At 69.5% G+C, this 19,628-nt stretch carries 14 protein-coding genes; 9 read left to right on the forward strand and 5 right to left on the reverse strand.

The genetic code is table 11. The features are described from left to right. Nucleotides 1-125: 125 nt before the first annotated feature. Nucleotides 126-2,303: an ATP-binding protein gene (locus ACOCEP_RS26780; RefSeq protein WP_482331767.1), complete on the reverse strand. Its 2,178-nt coding sequence runs from the start codon at nt 2,301-2,303 to the stop codon at nt 126-128. 192 nt (nt 2,304-2,495) lie between these two features. Next, nucleotides 2,496-2,654: a hypothetical protein gene (locus ACOCEP_RS26785; protein WP_482331768.1), complete on the reverse strand. Its 159-nt coding sequence runs from the start codon at nt 2,652-2,654 to the stop codon at nt 2,496-2,498. Nucleotides 2,655-2,917: 263 nt separating this feature from the next. On the opposite strand from ACOCEP_RS26785, the gene ACOCEP_RS26790 reads away from it, so the two are divergent. Continuing rightward, nucleotides 2,918-3,889, forward strand: coding sequence for a hypothetical protein (locus tag ACOCEP_RS26790; protein ID WP_482331769.1), 972 nt, complete (start codon nt 2,918-2,920; stop codon nt 3,887-3,889). A gap of 14 nt (nt 3,890-3,903) precedes the next feature. On the opposite strand, the gene ACOCEP_RS26795 is transcribed toward ACOCEP_RS26790, so the two are convergent. Beyond that, nucleotides 3,904-6,300: a hypothetical protein gene (locus tag ACOCEP_RS26795; RefSeq protein ID WP_482331770.1), complete on the reverse strand. Its 2,397-nt coding sequence runs from the start codon at nt 6,298-6,300 to the stop codon at nt 3,904-3,906. 285 nt (nt 6,301-6,585) lie between these two features. On the opposite strand from ACOCEP_RS26795, the gene ACOCEP_RS26800 reads away from it, so the two are divergent. Next, nucleotides 6,586-7,011, forward strand: a complete 426-nt coding sequence (locus tag ACOCEP_RS26800) for a hypothetical protein (RefSeq protein WP_482331771.1) — start codon at nt 6,586-6,588, stop codon at nt 7,009-7,011. 3 nt (nt 7,012-7,014) lie between these two features. Beyond that, nucleotides 7,015-7,665 (forward strand): RNA polymerase sigma factor ShbA, encoded by a 651-nt coding sequence (shbA, locus tag ACOCEP_RS26805; RefSeq protein WP_482331772.1) that lies wholly within the window; start codon nt 7,015-7,017, stop codon nt 7,663-7,665. 100 nt (nt 7,666-7,765) lie between these two features. Here the strand turns inward: shbA and ACOCEP_RS26810 are convergent, their stop codons facing one another. Beyond that, nucleotides 7,766-8,701, reverse strand: coding sequence for an SEFIR domain-containing protein (locus ACOCEP_RS26810; RefSeq protein WP_482331773.1), 936 nt, complete (start codon nt 8,699-8,701; stop codon nt 7,766-7,768). A gap of 164 nt (nt 8,702-8,865) precedes the next feature. Between ACOCEP_RS26810 and ACOCEP_RS26815 the strand changes: the two genes are divergently transcribed. From ACOCEP_RS26815 to ACOCEP_RS26840, 6 genes are all read left to right on the forward strand, one after another. After that, on the forward strand, nt 8,866-9,534 hold the full coding sequence (locus ACOCEP_RS26815; RefSeq protein WP_482331774.1) for a toll/interleukin-1 receptor domain-containing protein: 669 nt from the start codon (nt 8,866-8,868) through the stop codon (nt 9,532-9,534). A 3-nt stretch (nt 9,535-9,537) separates the two neighbouring features. Beyond that, nucleotides 9,538-11,169, forward strand: coding sequence for a CATRA system-associated protein (locus ACOCEP_RS26820; RefSeq protein ID WP_482331775.1), 1,632 nt, complete (start codon nt 9,538-9,540; stop codon nt 11,167-11,169). Between the two features lie 24 nt (nt 11,170-11,193). Continuing rightward, complete coding sequence (locus ACOCEP_RS26825) at nt 11,194-11,820, forward strand: hypothetical protein (protein ID WP_482331777.1); 627 nt, start codon at nt 11,194-11,196, stop codon at nt 11,818-11,820. Further along, nucleotides 11,820-14,900 carry an ATP-binding protein gene (locus ACOCEP_RS26830; RefSeq protein WP_482331778.1) on the forward strand — a complete coding sequence of 1,027 codons (3,081 nt, stop codon included), beginning with the start codon at nt 11,820-11,822 and terminating at the stop codon, nt 14,898-14,900. Before ACOCEP_RS26825 ends, ACOCEP_RS26830 begins: the two co-directional genes overlap by 1 nt. A 53-nt stretch (nt 14,901-14,953) precedes the next feature. Next, nucleotides 14,954-18,337, forward strand: coding sequence for a hypothetical protein (locus ACOCEP_RS26835; protein WP_482331779.1), 3,384 nt, complete (start codon nt 14,954-14,956; stop codon nt 18,335-18,337). Nucleotides 18,338-18,406: 69 nt separating this feature from the next. Next, nucleotides 18,407-19,063: a DNA alkylation repair protein gene (locus ACOCEP_RS26840; protein ID WP_482331780.1), complete on the forward strand. Its 657-nt coding sequence runs from the start codon at nt 18,407-18,409 to the stop codon at nt 19,061-19,063. 93 nt (nt 19,064-19,156) lie between these two features. Here the strand turns inward: ACOCEP_RS26840 and ACOCEP_RS26845 are convergent, their stop codons facing one another. Further along, nucleotides 19,157-19,540 (reverse strand): nuclear transport factor 2 family protein, encoded by a 384-nt coding sequence (locus tag ACOCEP_RS26845; protein WP_482331781.1) that lies wholly within the window; start codon nt 19,538-19,540, stop codon nt 19,157-19,159. Between the last annotated feature and the right edge of the window lie 88 nt (nt 19,541-19,628).

The following is a 19,628-nucleotide window of genomic DNA, read 5'->3' on the forward strand; positions in this document are numbered from 1 at the left end:
GGCTGCTGCCCGATGGGCATGCCGGACCCGGAAGCGGGACCCGGCGGCTGGTGTCTGAACCGCGACGGGTCAACCGTAGCAGCCTTGTGGCCCGGCACGCCGGGTGAGCGGTGCCCGGCAGGTCGTCACGCCGTCCGCGCCCGCGCTTCGCCGACCATCACCCGATCGAGATCGGGGTGCGTCTCGTCGGCCAGCTCCCACAGTTCGGCCGCCATTTCGGCGGCGCCTTCGGCGGCCGCGACATTGCCGAGTCCGACGTAGGCGCGCGCGGTCTCGTACCGGCTCCCGCAAGCCTCGGCCCGCTCCGCGGCGGAGCGATAGGCCGAGGCGGCGAGGTCGTGGCGTTCCGCGTTGTACCAGGCCCAGCCCACGCAGTTGAGGGCCATCGCGGCGTCGAGGTCCAGGCCCAGCTCGTCGAAGACGGTCACCGTCCCGGCGGCGAGGGAGGCGGCTTCGCCTGGCCGCCCGAGCGCGATCAGCACCAGCGCGATCCCGCGTTCGGTGATCGCGGCGTTGCGGCGGTTACCGACACGGACGAAGGACGCGTGCGCCTGCCGGAGATCCCGCAAGGCGCCCTCGTGGTCGCCGCGGTAGTGCTCGGCCCAGCCGCTGTGCGCGAGCGTGGTGGTCTCCCCGTGCTCGTCGCCGATCCGCCGGAACAGCGCGAGCGCTTCGCGGTAGCACGCCGAAGCCTCGTCCAGGTCGCCGCGATCGACGTGCGCGACCCCGAGGTTGGCCGTGGTGACGGCGAGCGCCCACCGGTCCCCGATCACCTGCGCGGACGCGCGCGCCCACCGGTGGGTTTCCAGCCAGGGGTCCCAGAGTTTGGCCACGAAGAAGAAGTCGCGCAGGAAGTAGGCGAGCTGCCAGCATCGCTCGTGCTCGCCGCGGTCCCGCGCGGCCCGGCACAGGGCGACGAGACCGGGCCATTCGGCGCGGAACCAGGACAACGCCATCTCGCCGTCGTCCAGGCGGGCCGGTTCCGGGAGGTCCGGGGCGAAGTCGATCGCCGGTACGAAGCGGTGCGGCGTGAGTTCCTTGTCGGCCTGAGCGGTGGTCCGCACCGCGAAAGCGGCCAGCCTGCCGAACGCCTTCATGCCGTCCTCCGCGTCGGTGAGTACGAACTCGGTCGCGAACGCCCGCAGCAGGTCATGGAATCCGTAGCGGCCGGCCTCCGGTTGGGTGAGCAGATGCGCTTCGTGCAAACGGTCCAGCAGCCGGTCGGTCTCCCGGAACGGGAGTGAGCTCAGCGCGCTCGCGCTATGGATGTCGACGTCGCTCCCGGGATGGACGGTGAGCAATCCGAAAAGTCGCGCCTCGGCGGCGCCCAGCTGATGGACGGACAGCCGGAACGCCGCGGCGAGCGAGCGTTCACCGTCGTCCAGTTCGCCGAGGCGGGCCGATTCGTCCGCCAGCCTCCGGTCGAGTTCCGTGACGTCCCACGCCGGATGCGCGCGAAGCCGCGCCGCGGCGATCCGGATCGCGAGGGGGAGCCGGGCGCACCGCTGGACCACCCGGGTGACGGCGGCTCCGGCTGGAACACCGGCGACCGTGGTGAAAAGGTCCACCGCCGCGTCGAGTGGCAGCATGTCCAGCGGGACGTGCGCGGCGTCGTCGAGTGCGCTCAGCCGGAACCTGCTGGTGATCAGCACCCGGCATTTCGGCTCGGCGGGAAGCAACGGGCGCACCTGGGCCGCGCTGATCGCGTTGTCGAGCACCAGAAGCAGGCTGCGGCCGCGAAGACGGGACCGGTACAGCGCCGCGCGATCGGCGGGCGCGGCGGGGACGCGATCGGCGGGAACACCCAGCACGCGCAGCAGCCTGTCGTGCACCGCGGCGGGCTCGCCGGATTCGTCGCGCAGGTCGACGAACAGGCAGCCGTCGGCGAACCCGGATTCCATCCGGTGCGCGCACCGCACCGCCAGTTCCGTCTTGCCGACACCGCCCATGCCGGACACGACGCAGACACCGCCGTCGGTTTCGAGCGCGGTGCGGATCGCCCGCAACTCGGCTGCCCGTCCGGTGAAGGAGGCCGTCGCCGGTGGCAGACCGGACGGCCGGACGTCCGGCCGTGTCCTGCGCCGCGCGGGTTCGCCGGGGAGCAGCGGTTTCAGTTCTCCCTCCGCGCCGAGTTCGGTTTCGCACAAAGCGGCCAGTGCCGCGTTCGGCGCGGACAGCCCGGTTTCGACTTTGCTGAGGTAACCCTTGCTGTAGTGGGTGCGGGCGGCGAGTTCGGTGAGCGAAAGGCCCGCGGCTTTGCGACGGCGCCTCAGCTCCGCTCCGAATGTGGCTCTCTCGGTCATCGGCCCCCATCCTCTTCGAAGGATCAGTATGGCCGTGCGGATGGTGTTTCGGCAGAGGCCTTCGTCCGCCGGCCGGATCCGCGGTTCCGGCCGGCGGACGCGTGGACGTCTCATGTCGTCGATCACCCGTGTCCTCAGCCGAACACGAGGCCGAGCAGGGCCAGGATCAGGTCGATGGCGTGGGTCTGCATGTCAGTCCACCTCCTTTCCGTGTGTGGCGACCGCGGGCGAGACCGGGTTCGCGGGCGCGGTTCCCTGTGCGCCGCCGAGCGCCACCCCGATGACGAGCGCGACCAGCCACAGCCAGAAAGCCAGCCGTAAGAGCAGCGAAAACGAGCACATGACCTGCATTTCGACTCCTTCGGTATGCGCGTCCGGGCAGCACTCGACAACGCGGGAAAACCGCTGGTTGGGGTGTTATTCGCCGCTAATCGGAGCGGCTCACCAAGAATGCGTCGCCGGTCTGTGAGCGACAAGGAGTTTCCTGTTTCCCGTATGAGCGGGAAAGGAAAACCCAAAATAACGATCGGCGATACCCGGCCGCGATCGGCTGGACACGGGCCGCCGGGCTGACGACTATTAACGACCGTGCTTGAACCACTAGGGGAGGACTGGTGACCGTCAGCGCTGCGGAACTGGCCGTCGAATTGAAGCTGCTTCGGCGGGGCAGGGGAATCGCGGCCCCTCAGCTCGCCGAACGCGCGGGCCCCGCGCTGCGCGCGGTCTGCGGCGCGTCGGAGGGTGACGGGAACGCCGCGATCCGCCGGACACTGGGCGAGAGCCTGGCCGGGTGGGCGCGTTCGCTGCCCGAGGACCTGTGCACTTCCGTGCTGGCCGCGCTCGGGCTGCACCCGGAGGCGGCACATCCCTTCTATCAGGATCGGGTGCGCTGGCTGGCCAGGCATCTGCAGCGCGACGACCGGACGGCCCGTCGCCGGATCGACGAAGGCATCGCCCGGCTCGCCGAGGCCGCCGCCGCGTCCACGAGCGAATCCGACGTGAGCGGACCGGACGAGCCGAGCAGACGGTGGCACACGGAGGAATTGCGGGTCGCGGTGGCGCTGGACCAGCCGGTCCCGGAGGTCCTGGAATCCCGCCGGATCGTCGCGGACGCCGACGACATCACCGAACTGGATCTCGCGCTGACGCTGACCGACTCGGTCTATCGCGGCGAAGCCATCGGCAGCGACGACCTGCGCGTGGACGTGTTCCACGGTGGACGGCTGACCGGCCGGATGATGGAGTCCACCGATCGTGTCGGGCTGGCGTTACGGCTGCCCGAACCGCTCAAACGGTCGAGCAAGCACGAGATCGCGTTGCGGTTCCGGGCGGAATTCCGGCACCCGCATTTCGTCTGCGTTCCCCGGCATCCGGTCGACCTGTTCGACCTGCACGTCCGGTTCGCCTTGCCGATCCCGGTGGAGGTCGTGCAACTCGAACGGGTCTTCCAGGACGACGCGAGCGACGAGGCGGCACGCGGATACCCGTTGACGCCGGACGCTTCCGGCGAGATCCACGTCCAGTTCCGGAAGTTGACACCGGGTTTCGCCTACGGTGTGCGTTGGCGGCCGTCGAACGGGTCTTGAGTTCCTCTGTGGAGTCACGGCACTGGCGTTCCTCGCAGCACCCGTTTCGCCGCGATCGCCTTCTCGGACAGGTTCGCCGCGCTCCCGAGCGTCGCGACGATGTCGTCCGCGGCGCCGTCGACCAGCTCCGTGGCACGCCGGTACTGGTCGCGCCCGCTGAAGGCCAGCGCGAGACCGAGATCGAGCCTGCTCTCCAGGGTTTCCGGATGGAGCGTGCCCAGCAGCCTGATCTGGGGCGGGACGATCTCTTCGAGGAGTTCGGCTTGACGGCCGAACTCACGCATGTGCCCGTGTGCCAGGGCCATGCCGTGCCTGACCCGGTAACGCAGCCGGTGATCGCCGCCGAGAACACGGATCACGGTGCGTTCTGTCGCGCTGAGCGCGCGCAAGGCCCGTTCCGACTGTCCCGGGATCAGCAGCGCGCGGTCGGCCATGGCCGCGGCGGTCAAGGCCACCGCACTTTCCGGCCCGTGGCGTTGTCCGTACCTGTGCGCCAGCTCGCGCAGCACGGTGCGGTCCGCGTCGAGGTCTCGCAGGTCGAGGGCGACCGTCGCCTCCGCCCACAGCAATTCGGCTTCAGCGCACCGGAAGTGCCGCGGCCGGCCGGCCGCGCGGGAGGCCGCGATCACCTCCGCCGCGACGTCGCGTGCCTGCCGCGGCCGGTCGTCGAGCAGCAGAGCACGCGCGTATTCCAACAGCGCGGACGCCAGGAGCTCTTCGCGCGAAGAACCGTGCGGCAAGGCGTCGAGCTCCGGCAGGATCGCGCCGAGCGACGCGACGGCCTCCCTGGGGCGGCCTCTGAGGCGCATCGCCTGTGCGCCCGCCACGACCACGGGCAACCGGGCTTCACCCACGACGAGCGGCCTGTGCCAGAAGATCCGCTCGCCGGCGTCGTAGTCACCTTGGCAGTCGAACGCCCGCGCGGCCACCAGTCCGGCCGCGTAGCGCAGGTCGTCGGTGTCCGCCGACAGCAGTGCGCGCCGGGCGTGCCGCGCGGCCTCCGGATACAGCCCGCAGGCGATCTCCACCCGCGCCGCCGCCACGAAGTCGTCGCTCGTGACTCCTTCGGTGGTCAAGATCATCGCGTGGATCTCACCCGCCGCGAAGAAGTCCCTGTGTCGTTCGTGGGCGGCCGCGATCGGGCGAAGCAGGCGGATCCGGTACGCCGCGCCCGTGTGCTCGGCGAGCGAACGGGCGTGCTGGAGCAGCAAGTCCCGGTAGCCGGTGCGGTCGTCGGAAAGCAGTTCCAGCAAGGATTCCGCCGCGGATTCCGGCAGGTTCCCCGGATCGAGACCGGCGACCTCCGTCACGAGCGGCTGGATTCGCAGCCAACCGTCCACAAGGGACGCCAGGCCCCACGTCAGCAGTTCGTCGACGGCTTCGGGAAAACCGTGTCCGGCACCGAGGACGTCCAGGGCGATGCCGGGTGGGAAGGGGACCGGTGCCAGCAGCCCGGCCAGCCGGACGATCCGGGCAGCGACCGGCCCGAGACCCGCGAGCAACGCACGGACCGCCGGCGGCGCGGTGTCAGTACCGGCGACGGCGCCGAGGAAAGCGTTGGCGCGCACCGCGATCGGATGCCCGTCACAGTGTTCCACGAGCCGGAGCGCGGCCTCTCGCCCGGCCTCGTCGGCCGGCGCGCGGTGCTCAATGAACAACCGGAGACCTTCGGCTGGGGACAATCCGGCGAGATCCAGGGTCTCGACGTCCCACGGAGACCGCCCGGCCCGGCAGGTGAGCACAGTGGACACCTCGGGCGCGGGGAGCAGCAGCCGGTCGAGGAGATCCGGCGGGAGCCCGGCCGGTACGTCGTCGACGAGGACGAGAACGCGGTGGCCGGCGGCCCCGATTCGGTCGGCGACGTGGGTGCGCAGCCGGTCGAAGTCCATTCCCGTCATGTCGGTGCCCAGCAGATCCCCGGCCGCGCGGGCCAACGCGAGGTGGTACTGGGGCGGGACCTCCTCGGGCGCATGATGTCCGAACGGGCCCAGCCGCAGCACACCGCCGTCGAAGGCGTCCTGGAAGAGGTCGGCGTACCGTTCGGCCAGCGCGGTCTTGCCGACGCCCGGCAGCCCGCGCACCACCAGCGCCGGCCGGGCACGCAGGCCATGATGGATCGCCGAGAGCTCCCGGTACCGGCCGACCAGCCGGCTCCCGGCGCCGGGCGGACGACGGGCGTCGGCCACCTTGCGCAGGACGAGTTCGACGAGCGCCGCCGAATCCCGTGGATCGCCGTGTTCGCCGCATGACTCCGGATCGAGCACGTGCACCCGGCCGGGCCGCGAGTAATGGACGAGCACGGCACGGGAATTCGCGAGCACGTCGGCCGTCGCGCGGGTGACCTCGCCGCCGGCCGTGTCCCGGAAAACGCGGAGCCCCGCGTCGCGAAGAGCCGCTTCGACCTCGCCCATCCGCGCGACTCCGTCAGGATCGGCCGCGGTGCAACACAACAAGACATCGAAACGATCCATCATCAGCGCTCGCTCCCAGTGATCGTGCCGGTTCGCCAGCGCAGGGATCGATCCACGGAACGGTTTCGCTACCGCTGATCGCGCCGCCGGGAGAACTGTCCTTGTTCTGCCCGCTTTCGCTTTCGGGACAACGGACAAAACGAAGACAAGAAGCGTCGTTCCGCAACGCCGGCGGCGCGGTACCCGACTATCGGGCATTCGGACCGTGAACGCCCGGGAGAGAGCATGGGAATCGCCACTGACACCACCACCGAGGGGAAGGGCACCGCCGGTGCCCTGATCCTCCTCGTGATCGCCGTTCTGTACCTGGGTTACACCGCTTTCAAGAGACACGGGTTCCGGCCGCGGCGCGTGGAGACGGCACTGAGCGGGCAGCAGCTGCGCCAGGTCTTCAAGAAGAAGATCGCCGGGAAGGGCTGGTCCGTCGCGGACGACGGCAATCCGATGATCGCCCGGTCCGGCGGGGTCCGGGAGGGGATCTCCCTCGCGATCTCCGAGGCGGACGGGCGAACGATCGGGGAACTGGCCGCGGTCCTCCACAAGAAGAAACTCTTCGGTGACACGGCGAAGGCGCACAGCCTGCGGTGGCGGATGAACGCTTTCCTCGCGCAGGTCCGGCGACTCGACTCCACCGCGAAAGTGACGGGCTGAACCATGCCGACCCTCGACACCCGCCCGATCGACGGCGAACTCCGGGGCTATCGCCCGCTGGGTACCCTGCCGCGCCCTTCGGGCCGGCTGACCAAAGAGACGCTCGATCCGCTCGTCGCGGCCGCGAAGACCGGAGACCAGGACGCGGTGGAAACGCTGCTGGCGGTCGTGAAGCCGATGCTGGTGCGCTACTGCCGCGCGCGGATGGGCGGCCGCGACCTCTCCTATCTGTCGGCCGACGACGTCGCGCAGGAGGTGTGCCTCGCGGTTTTCAAAATGCTGCCGGTGTACGAAGACCGAGGCGGCTCGTTCCTCTACCTCGTCCGGGCGATCGCGGCCAACAAGGTGGCCGACGCCTTCCGGGTGGTGTCCCGCGACCGATCCGACCCGGTACCCGAATTGCCGGAGGCCGGACCGGTGCTCAACGAGCCGGAACGCCACGCGCTCGGCATCGACCTCGGCGCGCGCCTGGGCAGGCACGTCGCCCGGCTCCCCAAGCTGCAAAGAGAGGTACTCGCCCTGCGCGTCGTCGTCGGGCTGACGGCCACCGAGACCGCCGCCGCGCTCGGGTTGACTCCGGGGAACGTGCGGGTCAAACAGCACCGGGCGTTGGTGAAGCTCCGGGAACTGGTGGCGGAGGACGACTTCTCTTGAGGTGCGGGCGAAGGTGGCGTGTCGCGAAAGCCACTTTCGCGACGTCAGACGTCCCGAAAGTGGCTTTCGCGACACGCGCGGGGCAAGCCGTCCTCGCGGGCTACTCCACGGCGGGGTCGCCCCAGGCCAGTTCCGGTAGCCACCTGCTCTCCGTCGTGCCCGGACGGTGGAACTCCAGCCGGAGCGTCAGCACACCGGTGACGTCGACCTCGATCTCCGCGGGTTTCCCCAGCGCCACCTTGACCTCGGGTGACGGCCTCCCGTCGAGGAACACACGGAAGTGCCCGACCTGGAAGGGTTCGGCGGCGTCGTCGAGGACGCCGGCCACCGCGGTCAGCCTCCGGTAGGCCATCCCGAGGCCCACTTCGACGAAGGCGAGCCGCTCGGCCGCCCGCAGGACGATGCTGTCCGAATAGTGCACGTCGTTGATCCGCGCGCCTTCCGTGCGGATCCCGCTGCTGCACGCGCGCCACTCCAGGCCGGTCGCCAGGGACGTCCGCCCGGGGACGGTCCCGGCCGGCGCGCCGCCACGCCATTGGCCCCGTTCGGGCCGCTGGTGCCGGGCCCTGCCGGTGATCGCGGTCAGCAGATCCTCCACCCCCTCCTCGGTGAACGCCTCGACCGGGTACCTCGTGGTGGAGTGCGGGTTGAGGAAGTTCGGGATGTCGTCGACCGACTGCCCGGCGAACACGACCGGGAGGATCCGCTTGATCTCGCCACCGAGATTCCTGGTCATCCGGTCGCGGATCCGTGCCGCCTCGAACTGGGAGCCGCGGCCCTCGTCGAACGCGGCCCTGCCCTCGGCACGGCGTTTGTAGTCCGGCGAAGCGATGACGACCACGAAATCCGCCGTGTCGAGGTGGTCCAACGCCCATAACGACCAGTCGCGCCGTTCGCCGTCGTCCCATTGATCAAGATGTACGTCGAGGCCGATCCGGCCGTGCAGGAATTCCGCGAAGAGGCGGACCCGCTCCTTGTGCTCCGGCGAATCGTGTGCGTAAGTGACGAACACACGCGGCGGCTCGTTGTCGGCCATCGAAACTCCTGTCCGGTGAAGGGACCCGGCCGGGCCCGGTCGCATTCTCGACGATCCTCGGGCCGTGGGTCATCCATTGTCGCCCGCTTGTCATCTTTCTGTCTTTTCCGGGATCGCCGGTGTCCTTGACCGCGTCGTGCGTGCTGCCGTGTCCAGTTTTTGTCGTGTTTTTGTACCTTTTTCGAAAGGGTCGTAGACCCCTACGATCGGTGCTGTCAAACGGATCGGGGTGCGAAGGGGCGATGGCGCTCGTGTACGAGTACGACGTGTTCATCAGCTATCGCCGAGACGGGGGCGACGCGCAGGACTGGGTACGGAATCACTTCCATCCTCGGTTGCAGAGAATTCTGGACGACAATGTCGACTATGACGTCAAGATATTTCTGAAGGACAGTGTTCCGGTCGGCGGAAAGTGGTCGGAGGAGGTCCGTGAAGCGTTGCAACGCGCTCGGATCCTGATCCCGGTCTGCTCCCCGAAATACTTTCGCGACGAGGGGTGCCTCGCCGAATGGCACACCATGGCGAAACGGGAGCAAATCGTCGCCGTCGGCGCGGCGAAACCCGGCAGGTTGATCTACCCGGTGATCTTCAGCGACTCGGAATACTACCCCGGCTACGCCCACGAGCGCCGAATGCGCAGTTTCCGGAACTGGAACAAGCCGCATCCGCAGTATCAGAACACTCACGAGTACCTCGACTTCGACCGCGAGCTGGAACGGATGGTGGAGGAACTGGTGGAGATCATCGCCCAGGCGCCGCCGTGGTCGTCCGAGTGGCCGGTCGAGACGCCGCCGCCCGACCCGCCGAGGCCGTCGAAGCTGCCGAGGTTCTGACCCATGCCGGGAACCGTGGTCACCTTCTACTCCTTCAAGGGCGGTGTGGGGCGGAGCTTCACGCTGGCCAACATCGCCGTTCTCCTGGCCCGCTGGGGAAATCGGGTGCTGTGCCTGGACTGGGACCTCGAAGCGCCCGGTCTGGACACCTACTTCCGGCCGATGATGAGCGCGCCGCCGTCGGGTGGCGTCGTGGATCTGATCGACGACTTCCGCGAGGGCAGGCTCCGTCCCGGCGCGCATACGACCCGGCTCACCGGGAAGGTGAAACTCGACGTCATCACGGCCGGCCGGGCGGACGACGACTACTTCCGGCGTGTGCAGGACCTCGATTGGGAAGCCTTGTACGAACAGGGTTTCGGCGACTATCTCGAACTGTGCCGGGAACAGTGGACGGCCGCCTACGACTACGTCCTCATCGACAGCCGCACCGGGATCTCCGATATCGGGGGCATCTGCACCGCCCATCTTCCGGACCGGCTCGTCGTCCTCTTCACCGCGAACGTGCAGAGCATGAAGGGCGCGGTCGACATCGCCGACCGGGCCAACGCCGCCCGCGACCGTATGCCCTACGACCGTCCGCAGCTGACCGTTCTCCCGGTGCTGTCCAGATTCGACGCCCGCGAGGAATACGCCCGCTCGGAGGAGTGGCGCCGCATCTGTCTCGAAGAGACCAAGGACCTGTTCCGCAGCTGGCTCGACCGCGACGTCTCTCCCGACGTGATGTCCCGTCATCTGACGTTGCCGTATGTCTCCTTCTGGACCTTCGGCGAGCAGCTCCCGGTGATGACGGAGCTCAGCCCGACCGCCGACCAGGTCAGCTTCGCGCTGGAGACGGTCGCGGCGGTCGTCGCGCACGATTTCGACCGGACGGATCTGCTCGCGGAGAACCGGGACGCCTACGTCGCCGCGGTCCGCGCGGAGAAGCGCACGTTCGCCCGCGACGTCCGCGTCAGCACGACAAGGCCGACGATGCGGCTCGCCGAGGAACTCATGAAATACCTGGTGGAGCTCGGCTTCCGGCCGGTGCTGTCGTTCTCCGGCGAACGGTCGATGCTCGAAAAGACCGAGGACGACGCGAAACATCTGTGCCTGATCGTCGATCGGGAGGTGAGCCGGTGGCAGTCGGCCGAGGTCGAACTGTTCCTGCACCGGACGCTCGGCCAGGATCGCCGAGTCGTCCCGGTGCTCACCGAGGAGACCAAGCCGAACACCCTGCCGGGCTACGTCGGCAATCTGCGTCATCTCCAGTTCGGCCCGTCCCGGGGGCCGATGGAGATCGCCCGCAGCCTCGTGGACCAGCTCACCGGAACGACGGCGCTCGTCGACCCGGGCGAGCTCGATGTGGCAGGCGTGCTCCGGCAGGCCGCGCACGCGCGGCTGCGCCCGCTGATGTGGGCACTGGTGGACGAGATCGTCGCCGATCTGCAGATCGCGATCGGCGCGGGGGACCGGGAGCGGGTACAGGACCTCACCCAGGAACTCATGTCGGTGACGCGGACCCGGACGACCGAACCGAATCGGGAACGCCGTGTGCTCCCACCGTCCGACACCCGCATGGCGATCGAGTGGGCCGTGCGGACCTCGGAGGCCAGGGCGACGAGCCAAGGATTCAGCGGATTCCTCGATCAGTAGCAACCAGGTACGGAAGGATCACGGATGACGGATCGATTGGGACAGAAGCAGACCGCGGCGATGCTCACGCTGATGGTGCTGGCACGCGAGGTGTCGAACCCTGAGCTGCGCGAGATCGTGGGCTTCGCCCTCGACGGTGAGGTACGTCGTCAGCTCAACGGCCTCGACCTGGTGGCCAGCGAAAAGCGCGGGCGCGCCTTCGTCCACGAGCTGACCGAGCGTGGCTGGGCCTGGTGCGACGACGAGCTGAGCGAGGCAGAGGCGCCGTCGCCCCGGACCAGCCTGGGCAGCGCGCTGTACGTGTTGCTCGGCGGACTCGGCAGGCACCTCCGGCGGGAGAAGCTCCGGCTCGCCGACCTCTTCATGCCCGAGGTCGAGGTGACCGCAGAGGAGATCGAGTCCCGGATCCGGATCGCCTACCGCAAGCTCGCCCGCTCGCCGCGTGACTGGGTCGCGCTGGTGGAGCTGCGGCCGATGCTCGGCGAAGCGTCCACTGCGGACGTCGACTCGGTGCTGAAGGAACTCAGCCGGTCGGGCCAGGCGGACCTCGTGCCGGAATCGAACCGCAAGGCGCTCACCGCCGCCGACCACGCGGCGGCGATCCGCGTCGGCGGTGACGACAACCATCTGATCTCGATCGAGGCGCCGTGATGGACGAGCTGAGCGCGCTCGCCGCCCTGCGCTTCGACTGGGCCGACACACCCGACCATGTGTGGCGTGATTCGCCGTATCACGTCGACGGCCTGCACACCGGCGTGCTGACACAGGTGAGCGCGGGGATCAGGGAGGCCGTCGCCAGCGACGGCCCGAGCCCGATCGGGCTGGTCCTCCAAGGGAAGAAGGGCGTGGGCAAGACCCACCTGCTCGGCCTCGTCCGGAAACAGGCCCATGGTGCCCGTGGCTACTTCTTCCTCAACGACCTCACTGCGGGCGACGCGTTCTGGGAGAACACCGCGGAGGCGATGCGCCGGGGTCTTTCGCGGCTCGACGGCTCGGGCTTCCCACAGCTCACCAGCTTTCTCCGGCGCGTTTGCCTCCGCGCGAGCATCGATGCGAACGGTACCAAGAGGATCCTGGGCGAGCGGGGCTTGTCCAAGAGCGACGTCGACACGTTCGTCGAAGGCCTGAGCGCCTTCGATCGGGACGTCGCCAGGGAATGCGCCGACACGGCCCGGGCGCTGGTGCTCTACGCGAGCGAGGACCCGAACAAGAACTACGTCGGGGACGACTACCTCGGCGTGTTCCCGGAGTCGAAATCGGGGGACCGCCGCAAATGGGGTATCCGCTCCGATCCCAGATCCGCGAAGACCCAGGTCCGCAACATCACGCGGTTGCTCGCGCTGACCGGTCCGATCGTGATCGCCGTCGACCAGCTCGACACCTTGGTCGCCCGCTCCGCGGCCACCTTCCACCGGGTGCGGAACAGCGACGAACAGGACTTGCTCGTCGCGCAGATCGCGGACGGGCTGATGGGGTTGAGGGAGGCGACGAAACGGACCATGACGGTGCTCGCCTGCCTCCCCGGCACGTGGGAACTGCTCAAGGAGAAGGCCACCGACACCGTCCCGGACCGCTTCCGGGAAGCCCTGATCCTCGGCCGGGTCCGGGACGCCGAAGTCGGCAGGGCTTTGGTGGAGAAGCGACTCGGCGTCGCTTACGAGGCGATGAAGTTCGTGCCACCGCACCCGACTTGGCCGGTGTCACCGGCCGCCTTCGACGGGGACTGGGAGGAGATGTCCCCGCGAGACGTGCTGAAACGGATCGGCGCGCATATCGACGCCTGCGTGCGGGCGGGCCGGATCGCCGAGCTGACCACGTTCGACGAAGGCGGCGTGCGGTCGGCCGGACCGCCGCGTCCGGCGATGACCGCCGATCGGTTCGCCGAGCTGGACAAACGGTTCGAGGAGCATCGCTCGGAGGCAGACCCGGCGAAGCTGCTCGACGCGAAGGTCGAGGACAAGGTGATGCCCCGCCTGCTGTCCGCGGCACTGCGGGGATGGATCACCGAGGTCGGCGACGACAACCTGGAGTGGGTCTACGGGGCCAAGAGCGACCGGAACGAACTGCACGCCTGGCTCACCCGTACGGTGGACGAGGCCTCCGATCTGGAGGAGCACTGGGCGTTCCGCGCGATCGCGGCGCCGAATCCCGTCGCCGTGCTGCACCGCTTCCGCAAGGCGCGTTCGGCGGCTGGTGTCCGGAAGGGAGCCGAGAACCGCCATCTGGTCGTGATCCGGAATCTGGCGTGGTCGAGAGGGGTCAAGACCCAAGCGGAACTCAAGGCGTTCAAACAGGACGGTGGCCGGGCGCGCGAATTGACCGACGCGGACATCCGCACGTTCTGGGCGCTGGACAAGATGTTCGCCGAGGGCAGCCGTGAACTCCACGAGTGGCTCGTCGACCGGCGCCCCGCCGGGCGCTCGGAACTCCTCGCGGAAGTCCTGCCCGAGCCCCTCCAACGGCAGCCTGCCGGTGAGGCACACGCGCCGGCCGTCGAGGGGGAGATCACCCTGGGAACGGTGGCGGGAAACGGCAAACCGGTCCGCATCGAACTGGCTGCCCTGCGCAAGCACGCGGCGGTGTTCGCGGGTTCGGGCTCCGGGAAGACGGTGCTGCTGCGGCGGATCGTCGAGGAATGCGCGCTGCAGGGCGTTTCGGCGATCGTGCTGGATCCGAACAACGACCTCGCCCGGCTCGGGGACGCCTGGCCGGAGCCACCCGAGGCGTGGGGAGCCGACGACGCCGGACTCGCCAAGCGGTACCTGGCCGAGACCGACGTCGTCGTGTGGACACCGGGACGGGCGGGCGGGAGGCCGCTCGCGTTCCAGCCGTTGCCCGATTTCGCCGGTGTGCTCGACGACGAGGACGAGTTCAACGCGGCCGTCGAGGTCGCCGTGGCGACCCTCGCTCCCCAAGTGAAGCTCACCGGCGGAACGGCCAAGACCACCGTCGGGCTCGCGGTGCTGCGGCAGGCCGTCGTGCACCACGCCCGTACCGGATCACGCAGCCTGCCCGAACTCATCGAGGTGCTCGAAGACCTGCCCGACGGGGTGAGCACCTTGAACAACGGGAGGAGGCTGGCCGCCGAGCTCGCCGAGCTGCTGAAGGCCTCCATGGTCAACGACCCGCTGCTGGCGGGCGGCGGCGAGCCCGTCGATCCGGCGCTTCTGCTCGCTCCCGGGGAAGGCAAGCGAGCGAGGGTTTCGGTCATCAGTTTCGTCGGGCTGCCGTCGGAGAAACAGCGACAGAACTTCGTCAACCAGCTCCAGATGGAGCTTTTCGCCTGGGCCAAGCGGAATCCGGCCGGCGACCGGCCACTCGGCGCCCTCTTCGTCATGGACGAGGCGCAGATGCTCGCCGCGTCCGGGACGCTCACCGCGAGCACCCGCAGCACCATCGTGCTCGCCTCGCAGGCCCGGAAGTACGGCCTGGGGCTGCTGTTCGCCACCCAGGCGCCCAAGGGACTGCACAACCAGGTCGTCGGTAACGCGATGACGCAGTTCTTCGGCAGGCTCAACAGCCCGGCGCAGATCGCCGCCGCCAACGAACTCGCCAGGGCCAAGGGCAGCCCCGTCGACGACATCTCGCGGCTGGAACGCGCCCAGTTCTACGTGTCGGGGGAGGCGTTCGGCTTCCAGAGGGTCACCACCCCGCTGTGCCTGACCCACCATCCGGCCAGTCCGCTCAGCGTCGAGGAGGTGCTCGCCCGCGCCCGCCGCGAAGCCGAGTGAAACCGCAGCCCGTACGCCTCAGCAACTGTGCTCGCTGGAAAGGATTTCGCACCATGGCAGGAATCTTCATCACCGCCCGGGAAGGTGACGGTCAGGACCGGCTCGGGGGTCTCGACCGGAGTCTCGGTCACGTGTTCGGAAGGGACCGGGTCGTCCGGTCCGGCGACGCCGCGTCCGTCCTGGTGGTGCCGATCGGCACCGAGGGGCTCGACGAGGCGGCCCAGGAAGAGATCGCCGAGGCGTCGCGCCTCGGGAAGAAGGTCGTTCCGGTCCTCGTCGACGACGCCGTGATGCCCGCGGAGATCGCCGGGCTTTCCCGGCCGCGGTACCGGCGGCTCGGCGGTCGCACGGCGGAACAGGACATCGCGGGCCTGATCACCGAATTGACTCGCGTCGCCCCGGAGCTGGGTATCGGCGTCGTCCAGGGTCTCGAAGACCTGGCCGAGTGGCTCGAATCCTGGCGGAACGAGACGCGTCCCGTCCTGCCCGAGGAACTTCCGGTGCTCGGCCGGGGCCGTGAAGTGGACCGGCTCTGCGCTTGGCTGGACGCCTCGCCGTCGGTGCTGCCCGTGTACGCCGGCAGCCGTACCGAGGTCGCTGCGTTCGTCGCGACCGCGGTGGCGGCCCACCGGCCGGGCCTCCGCGCGGTCCGGGTGTCCAGCGCGGAGGGCTGGCGGCATTGTCGCGACCTGGAAGGACCGTTCGTCGCCGTGGTGGACGGCGTCGAGGTGGGGGAGGACACCGCCGGCGGCCACGTCGTCGTGGTGCGGAGAACGCCGGACCGCGACGGTGCCGATCTCCTGGAGCTGCCCGGGATTCCGCGTGACGAGGCGGTCGAGACGTTCGCCGCGGCCGGAATCCCGCCCGCCGACGCGGCCGCCTGCGCGGACATCGCCCGGCTGAGTCTCGGCGCCCTGCGCCGGAGGCTCGCCGTCGCCGCTGATCTCCCGAAGTGGGTGAACCCGCTGGAGCGCGATCTCGCCGCGCCGCTCCTGCTGATCGGCCGGTGGTCGGCGGGATCGCGGCACGATCTGGACGAGATCGCCGCGATCGCCGGACGGGAGATCGACGAGCTCACGCGCTTCTTCGCCAGGTCCGAGGCCGGAGACGATCCCTTGCTCGCCCGGTCGGGCGACACGGTGCGGCTGGCGGATCCCCACGATGCCTGGGCGCTCCTGCACGGCAGGCTCGGCGCGCAGGATCTGCGGCGCTGGCACGAGGAAGCCGTCAAGGTGCTCACGGAGCGGGAGCCCGGCCGGAAGTGGTCGTCGGAGCTGCGGCACGGGCTGGCGCGGAGCGCGGCACTTCTGGCGTCCGAGGGGGAGACGACACCGCCGGGCGGAATCGCGTGCGCGGAGCACGCCACGCGTTTCGTCCGCGAACTGCTCGGACGAGCCAACGACGACGCGGACGGTGTGCTCTGGCGGTCGCTCGCGGACGTACTGCCCCTGCTCGCCGAAGCCGCTCCGCACGAGTTCCTCGGCGCCGTCGATCACGCGCTGACCAGCGACCCGTCACCGCTGAGCGGCAGTTCCGAGGGACTGATCGCGGCGCTGGAGACGGTCAGCCGGTCCGACGACGCGCTGCCGATGGTGGTCTCGCTGCTGGCCGAACTGACGCGGCCCGGCCGCGAGGCCGGCGACCAGCCGCTGGAATCCCTGATCACCCTCGTGCAACCGTGGTATCCGTACCTCGATCTGCCCGCCGGTCAGCGGACCGAGCTGGTCAAGGCGATCGGCAGGCGGTCTCCGGAAGCGGGCTGGCGGCTGGCTCTCGCTCTGCTGCGCGGTCCGCGCGGACACCTTCTCGCGAGCCCGAAGCGGCCCCAGGTCCGTCTCGAATGGACGGTCCCGGCGCCGCCGGTCGCCGTCGCCGACGGGCCGGAGTTCGAAGACGAGCTGGTCGCTTCGGCGCTGGCGGCCCTGGCGGAACGGCCTCATCGGTGGTGCGAGTTCTTCGAGCGCCTGCCCGAGCTGAACACCGCGCAGTGGGATCGCGTCGTGGAGGCCTTCACGAGGCTGGACGCCGAACGCCTTTCCACGGACGAACGGCTTCGTCTGTGGGGCCTGCTCACGGGAGTGATCGCCGAGCATCGTCACTACGACGGCGCCGGCTGGACGCTGCCGGAGGAATTGCTGCAGTGGCTGGAATCCTGCGCCGAAATGGTCGAGCCCGCGGTCAACCCAGGGCGGCACGGCCTGTTGTTCGGCCGTAATCCGTACCTGGACGGTGGAGACTCCCTCGACCCGGACGCACGTGCCGCCGAGATCGAACGTCTTCGCCGCGACGCGGTCAGTGGTGTCCTGCGCGAACACGGTGCGTCCGGGCTGAGCGCCCTCGCGGCCGAGAGCGCCCTGCCCAGGCTGGTCGGAGCGGTCGCGGCCCAGGTCGCCGCGGACGACCTCCAGGAAGACGCGCTCGCGGAACTCGGGCGCGAGGACTGGGCGGCGGGCTGGGCGGGCGAGATGGCGCGCTCTCAGGGCGACGAGTGGCGGCACGGGGTCGCGACGCAGCTCAAGGAACAGGACAGGCTGGTCGACTACCTCCTGGCCATTCCGGTGGACCACGCGCCGGCGCTCTTCGACGCCGCCGACGACGCGGTCCTCGAGGGCTACTGGACGCACGTCGCCCCGTGGCCGCTTCCGGAAGGACAGGAATCGGTCTTCGTCACGCAGCTCGCGCGGCGCCGCCCGTGGGCCGCGGTCAAGGCGCTCGCACTGGCCGTGCGCGCGGCCGAACCGCCGTCCTTGCCCGTGTCCCTGATCGAGGACGTGCTGCTCCAGGCGTCCGCCGACGGAGTCGAGGCACCCGACCGCAAGGCCCTCGCGAACGTGGGACCGTTGCTGGACCATCTGGTCGAGGCGGGCGGTTCGGACGTCGCGGTCGCGCGGCTGGAGCTGCGGTTCCACGCGGCGCTCAAGCATCACCGGAAGCCGCGGAGCCTCCAGCGGATCCTCGCCGAGAACCCCGGCGCGTTCGTCGACCTCTGCACCCGGATCCAGCCCGAGGACGACGGCGCCCCGAGCGTGGAACTGGTCGGCGCGTGGCTGACGATCTTCGAGAGCCGCGTCATGCCGGGCGCCACCGGCTCCGATCTCGACGGTGCGGCGCTCAAGACCTGGGTCGCGCGCGCCCGGGCGGAGTTCGCCGAACGAGGCAGGGCCCACTTCGGCGACCGGGCGATCGGCACCCTGCTGGCGAGCGGTTCCCCGGTCGCCGGCGACGGCTGGCCGCCGGAGCCGGTCCGGGACGTCCTCGACGTCGCCGACGGCGGGTACCTCCGGGAAGGGTTCGCCACCGGCCTGACCGTCCAGGACGGGGACTCGGGAGAGCTCGCGCGGCGGCATCGCGGCTGGGCCCGGCGGATCAACGTCGGCTGGCCGCGCGTGGCCGCGCTCCTGCGAGAGCACGCCGACGACCTGGCACGACGCGGCTGACGTCGCGGCGCCCGGGTGGAGGGGCACTTCACCCGGGCGCCTCGTAGGCTGACCTCACGGGAGGCCGAAATGACGACAGCCGAGGTGATGGCCGAACTGGCCGCGCTCGAAGATCCGCGCGCACGGCAGGTGAACGAGAAACACGGCGACGACCACGGGGTGAACCTCGGCAAGCTGCGTGCGATCGCGAAACGGCTGAAAACCCAGCAGGAACTCGCGCGCGAGCTGTGGGAAACGGATGACACGGCGGCGAAACTGCTCGCGCTCCTGATCTGCCGTCCGAAGGCCTTCGACCGCGACGAGCTGGACCGCATGGTGCGCGAGGCGCGTACCCCGAAGGTGCACGACTGGCTCGTGAACTACGTGGTCAAGAAGAGTCCGCACGCCGAAGAGCTGCGCCTGGCGTGGTCCGCCGATCCGGATCCCGTGGTCGCGAGCGCCGGGTGGGCCTTGACCACCGAACGTGTGGTGAAGAAGCCCGAGGGGCTCGACCTCGCCCGGCTGCTCGACGTCGTCGAAGCGGAGATGAAGACCGCGCCGGATCGCCTGCAATGGGCGATGAACCACTGCCTGGCGCAGATCGGGATCGAGCACCCGGAGCACCGTGCCCGGGCGATCGGTATCGGGGAGCGGCTCGAAGTGCTCAAGGACTATCCGACGCCGCCGAACTGCACCTCGCCGTTCGCGCCCGTCTGGATCGCCGAAATGGTGCGACGGCAGGCTTGACCCGCGGGTCGTCTGTCCCCGAAGTACGTGAAGGACCCCTTCATTGCGCCTAGGTACATGAAGGGGTCCTTCACGTACTTCCCGACGGGCCGCTCAGCCGAGCGCGTCCGCCTTGATGGCCTCGAACTGGGCGCCCATCCGCGCCGCGAGCGCTTCGGCCGCCCGCAGCGGCCGGACCATCACCTTGAAGTCGGTGATCTTGCCGTCGGCGTCGAAGGTCAGGAGGTCGCAGCCGTTGATCTCCAACCCGTCGACGGTCGCTTCGAACTCGTACACGTGATGCGCGCCGTCGTGGATCTCGCGGACGTAGCGGAAGTCCTCGAACACGCGCAGCACACCGCGCAGGATCGCCGCCGCGATCGCCTTCCCTTGATAGGGCTTGAACGCCACCGGACTGGTGAAGACCACGTCGTCGGCGAGCAACGCCTCGATCGCGGCGGCGTCCTTCGCTTCGACCGCTTCACGGAACGTGGGCATGGGCGATCTCCTCATAGTCAACTTGTTGAGTAGATGTCGCCGAGCGTAGGTGATCATCGAGCTACTGTCCATCAAAGTGTCTAATCAA

It is taken from the genome of Amycolatopsis sp. CA-211722 (genome assembly GCF_056828465.1).

Excerpts from the sequence above, each read along its gene's own strand:
- ACOCEP_RS26840 (WP_482331780.1), top strand. The coding sequence starts at position 18,407 with ATGACGACAGCCGAGGTGATGGCCGAACTGGCCGCGCTCGAAGATCCG.
- ACOCEP_RS26830 (WP_482331778.1), top strand. The coding sequence starts at position 11,820 with ATGGACGAGCTGAGCGCGCTCGCCGCCCTGCGCTTCGACTGGGCCGAC.
- shbA (WP_482331772.1), top strand. The coding sequence starts at position 7,015 with ATGCCGACCCTCGACACCCGCCCGATCGACGGCGAACTCCGGGGCTAT.
- ACOCEP_RS26800 (WP_482331771.1), top strand. The coding sequence starts at position 6,586 with ATGGGAATCGCCACTGACACCACCACCGAGGGGAAGGGCACCGCCGGT.
- ACOCEP_RS26795 (WP_482331770.1), bottom strand. The coding sequence starts at position 6,300 with ATGGGCGAGGTCGAAGCGGCTCTTCGCGACGCGGGGCTCCGCGTTTTC.
- ACOCEP_RS26820 (WP_482331775.1), top strand. The coding sequence starts at position 9,538 with ATGCCGGGAACCGTGGTCACCTTCTACTCCTTCAAGGGCGGTGTGGGG.
- ACOCEP_RS26825 (WP_482331777.1), top strand. The coding sequence starts at position 11,194 with ATGACGGATCGATTGGGACAGAAGCAGACCGCGGCGATGCTCACGCTG.
- ACOCEP_RS26780 (WP_482331767.1), bottom strand. The coding sequence starts at position 2,303 with ATGACCGAGAGAGCCACATTCGGAGCGGAGCTGAGGCGCCGTCGCAAA.
- ACOCEP_RS26835 (WP_482331779.1), top strand. The coding sequence starts at position 14,954 with ATGGCAGGAATCTTCATCACCGCCCGGGAAGGTGACGGTCAGGACCGG.
- ACOCEP_RS26845 (WP_482331781.1), bottom strand. The coding sequence starts at position 19,540 with ATGCCCACGTTCCGTGAAGCGGTCGAAGCGAAGGACGCCGCCGCGATC.
- ACOCEP_RS26810 (WP_482331773.1), bottom strand. The coding sequence starts at position 8,701 with ATGGCCGACAACGAGCCGCCGCGTGTGTTCGTCACTTACGCACACGAT.
- ACOCEP_RS26785 (WP_482331768.1), bottom strand. The coding sequence starts at position 2,654 with ATGCAGGTCATGTGCTCGTTTTCGCTGCTCTTACGGCTGGCTTTCTGG.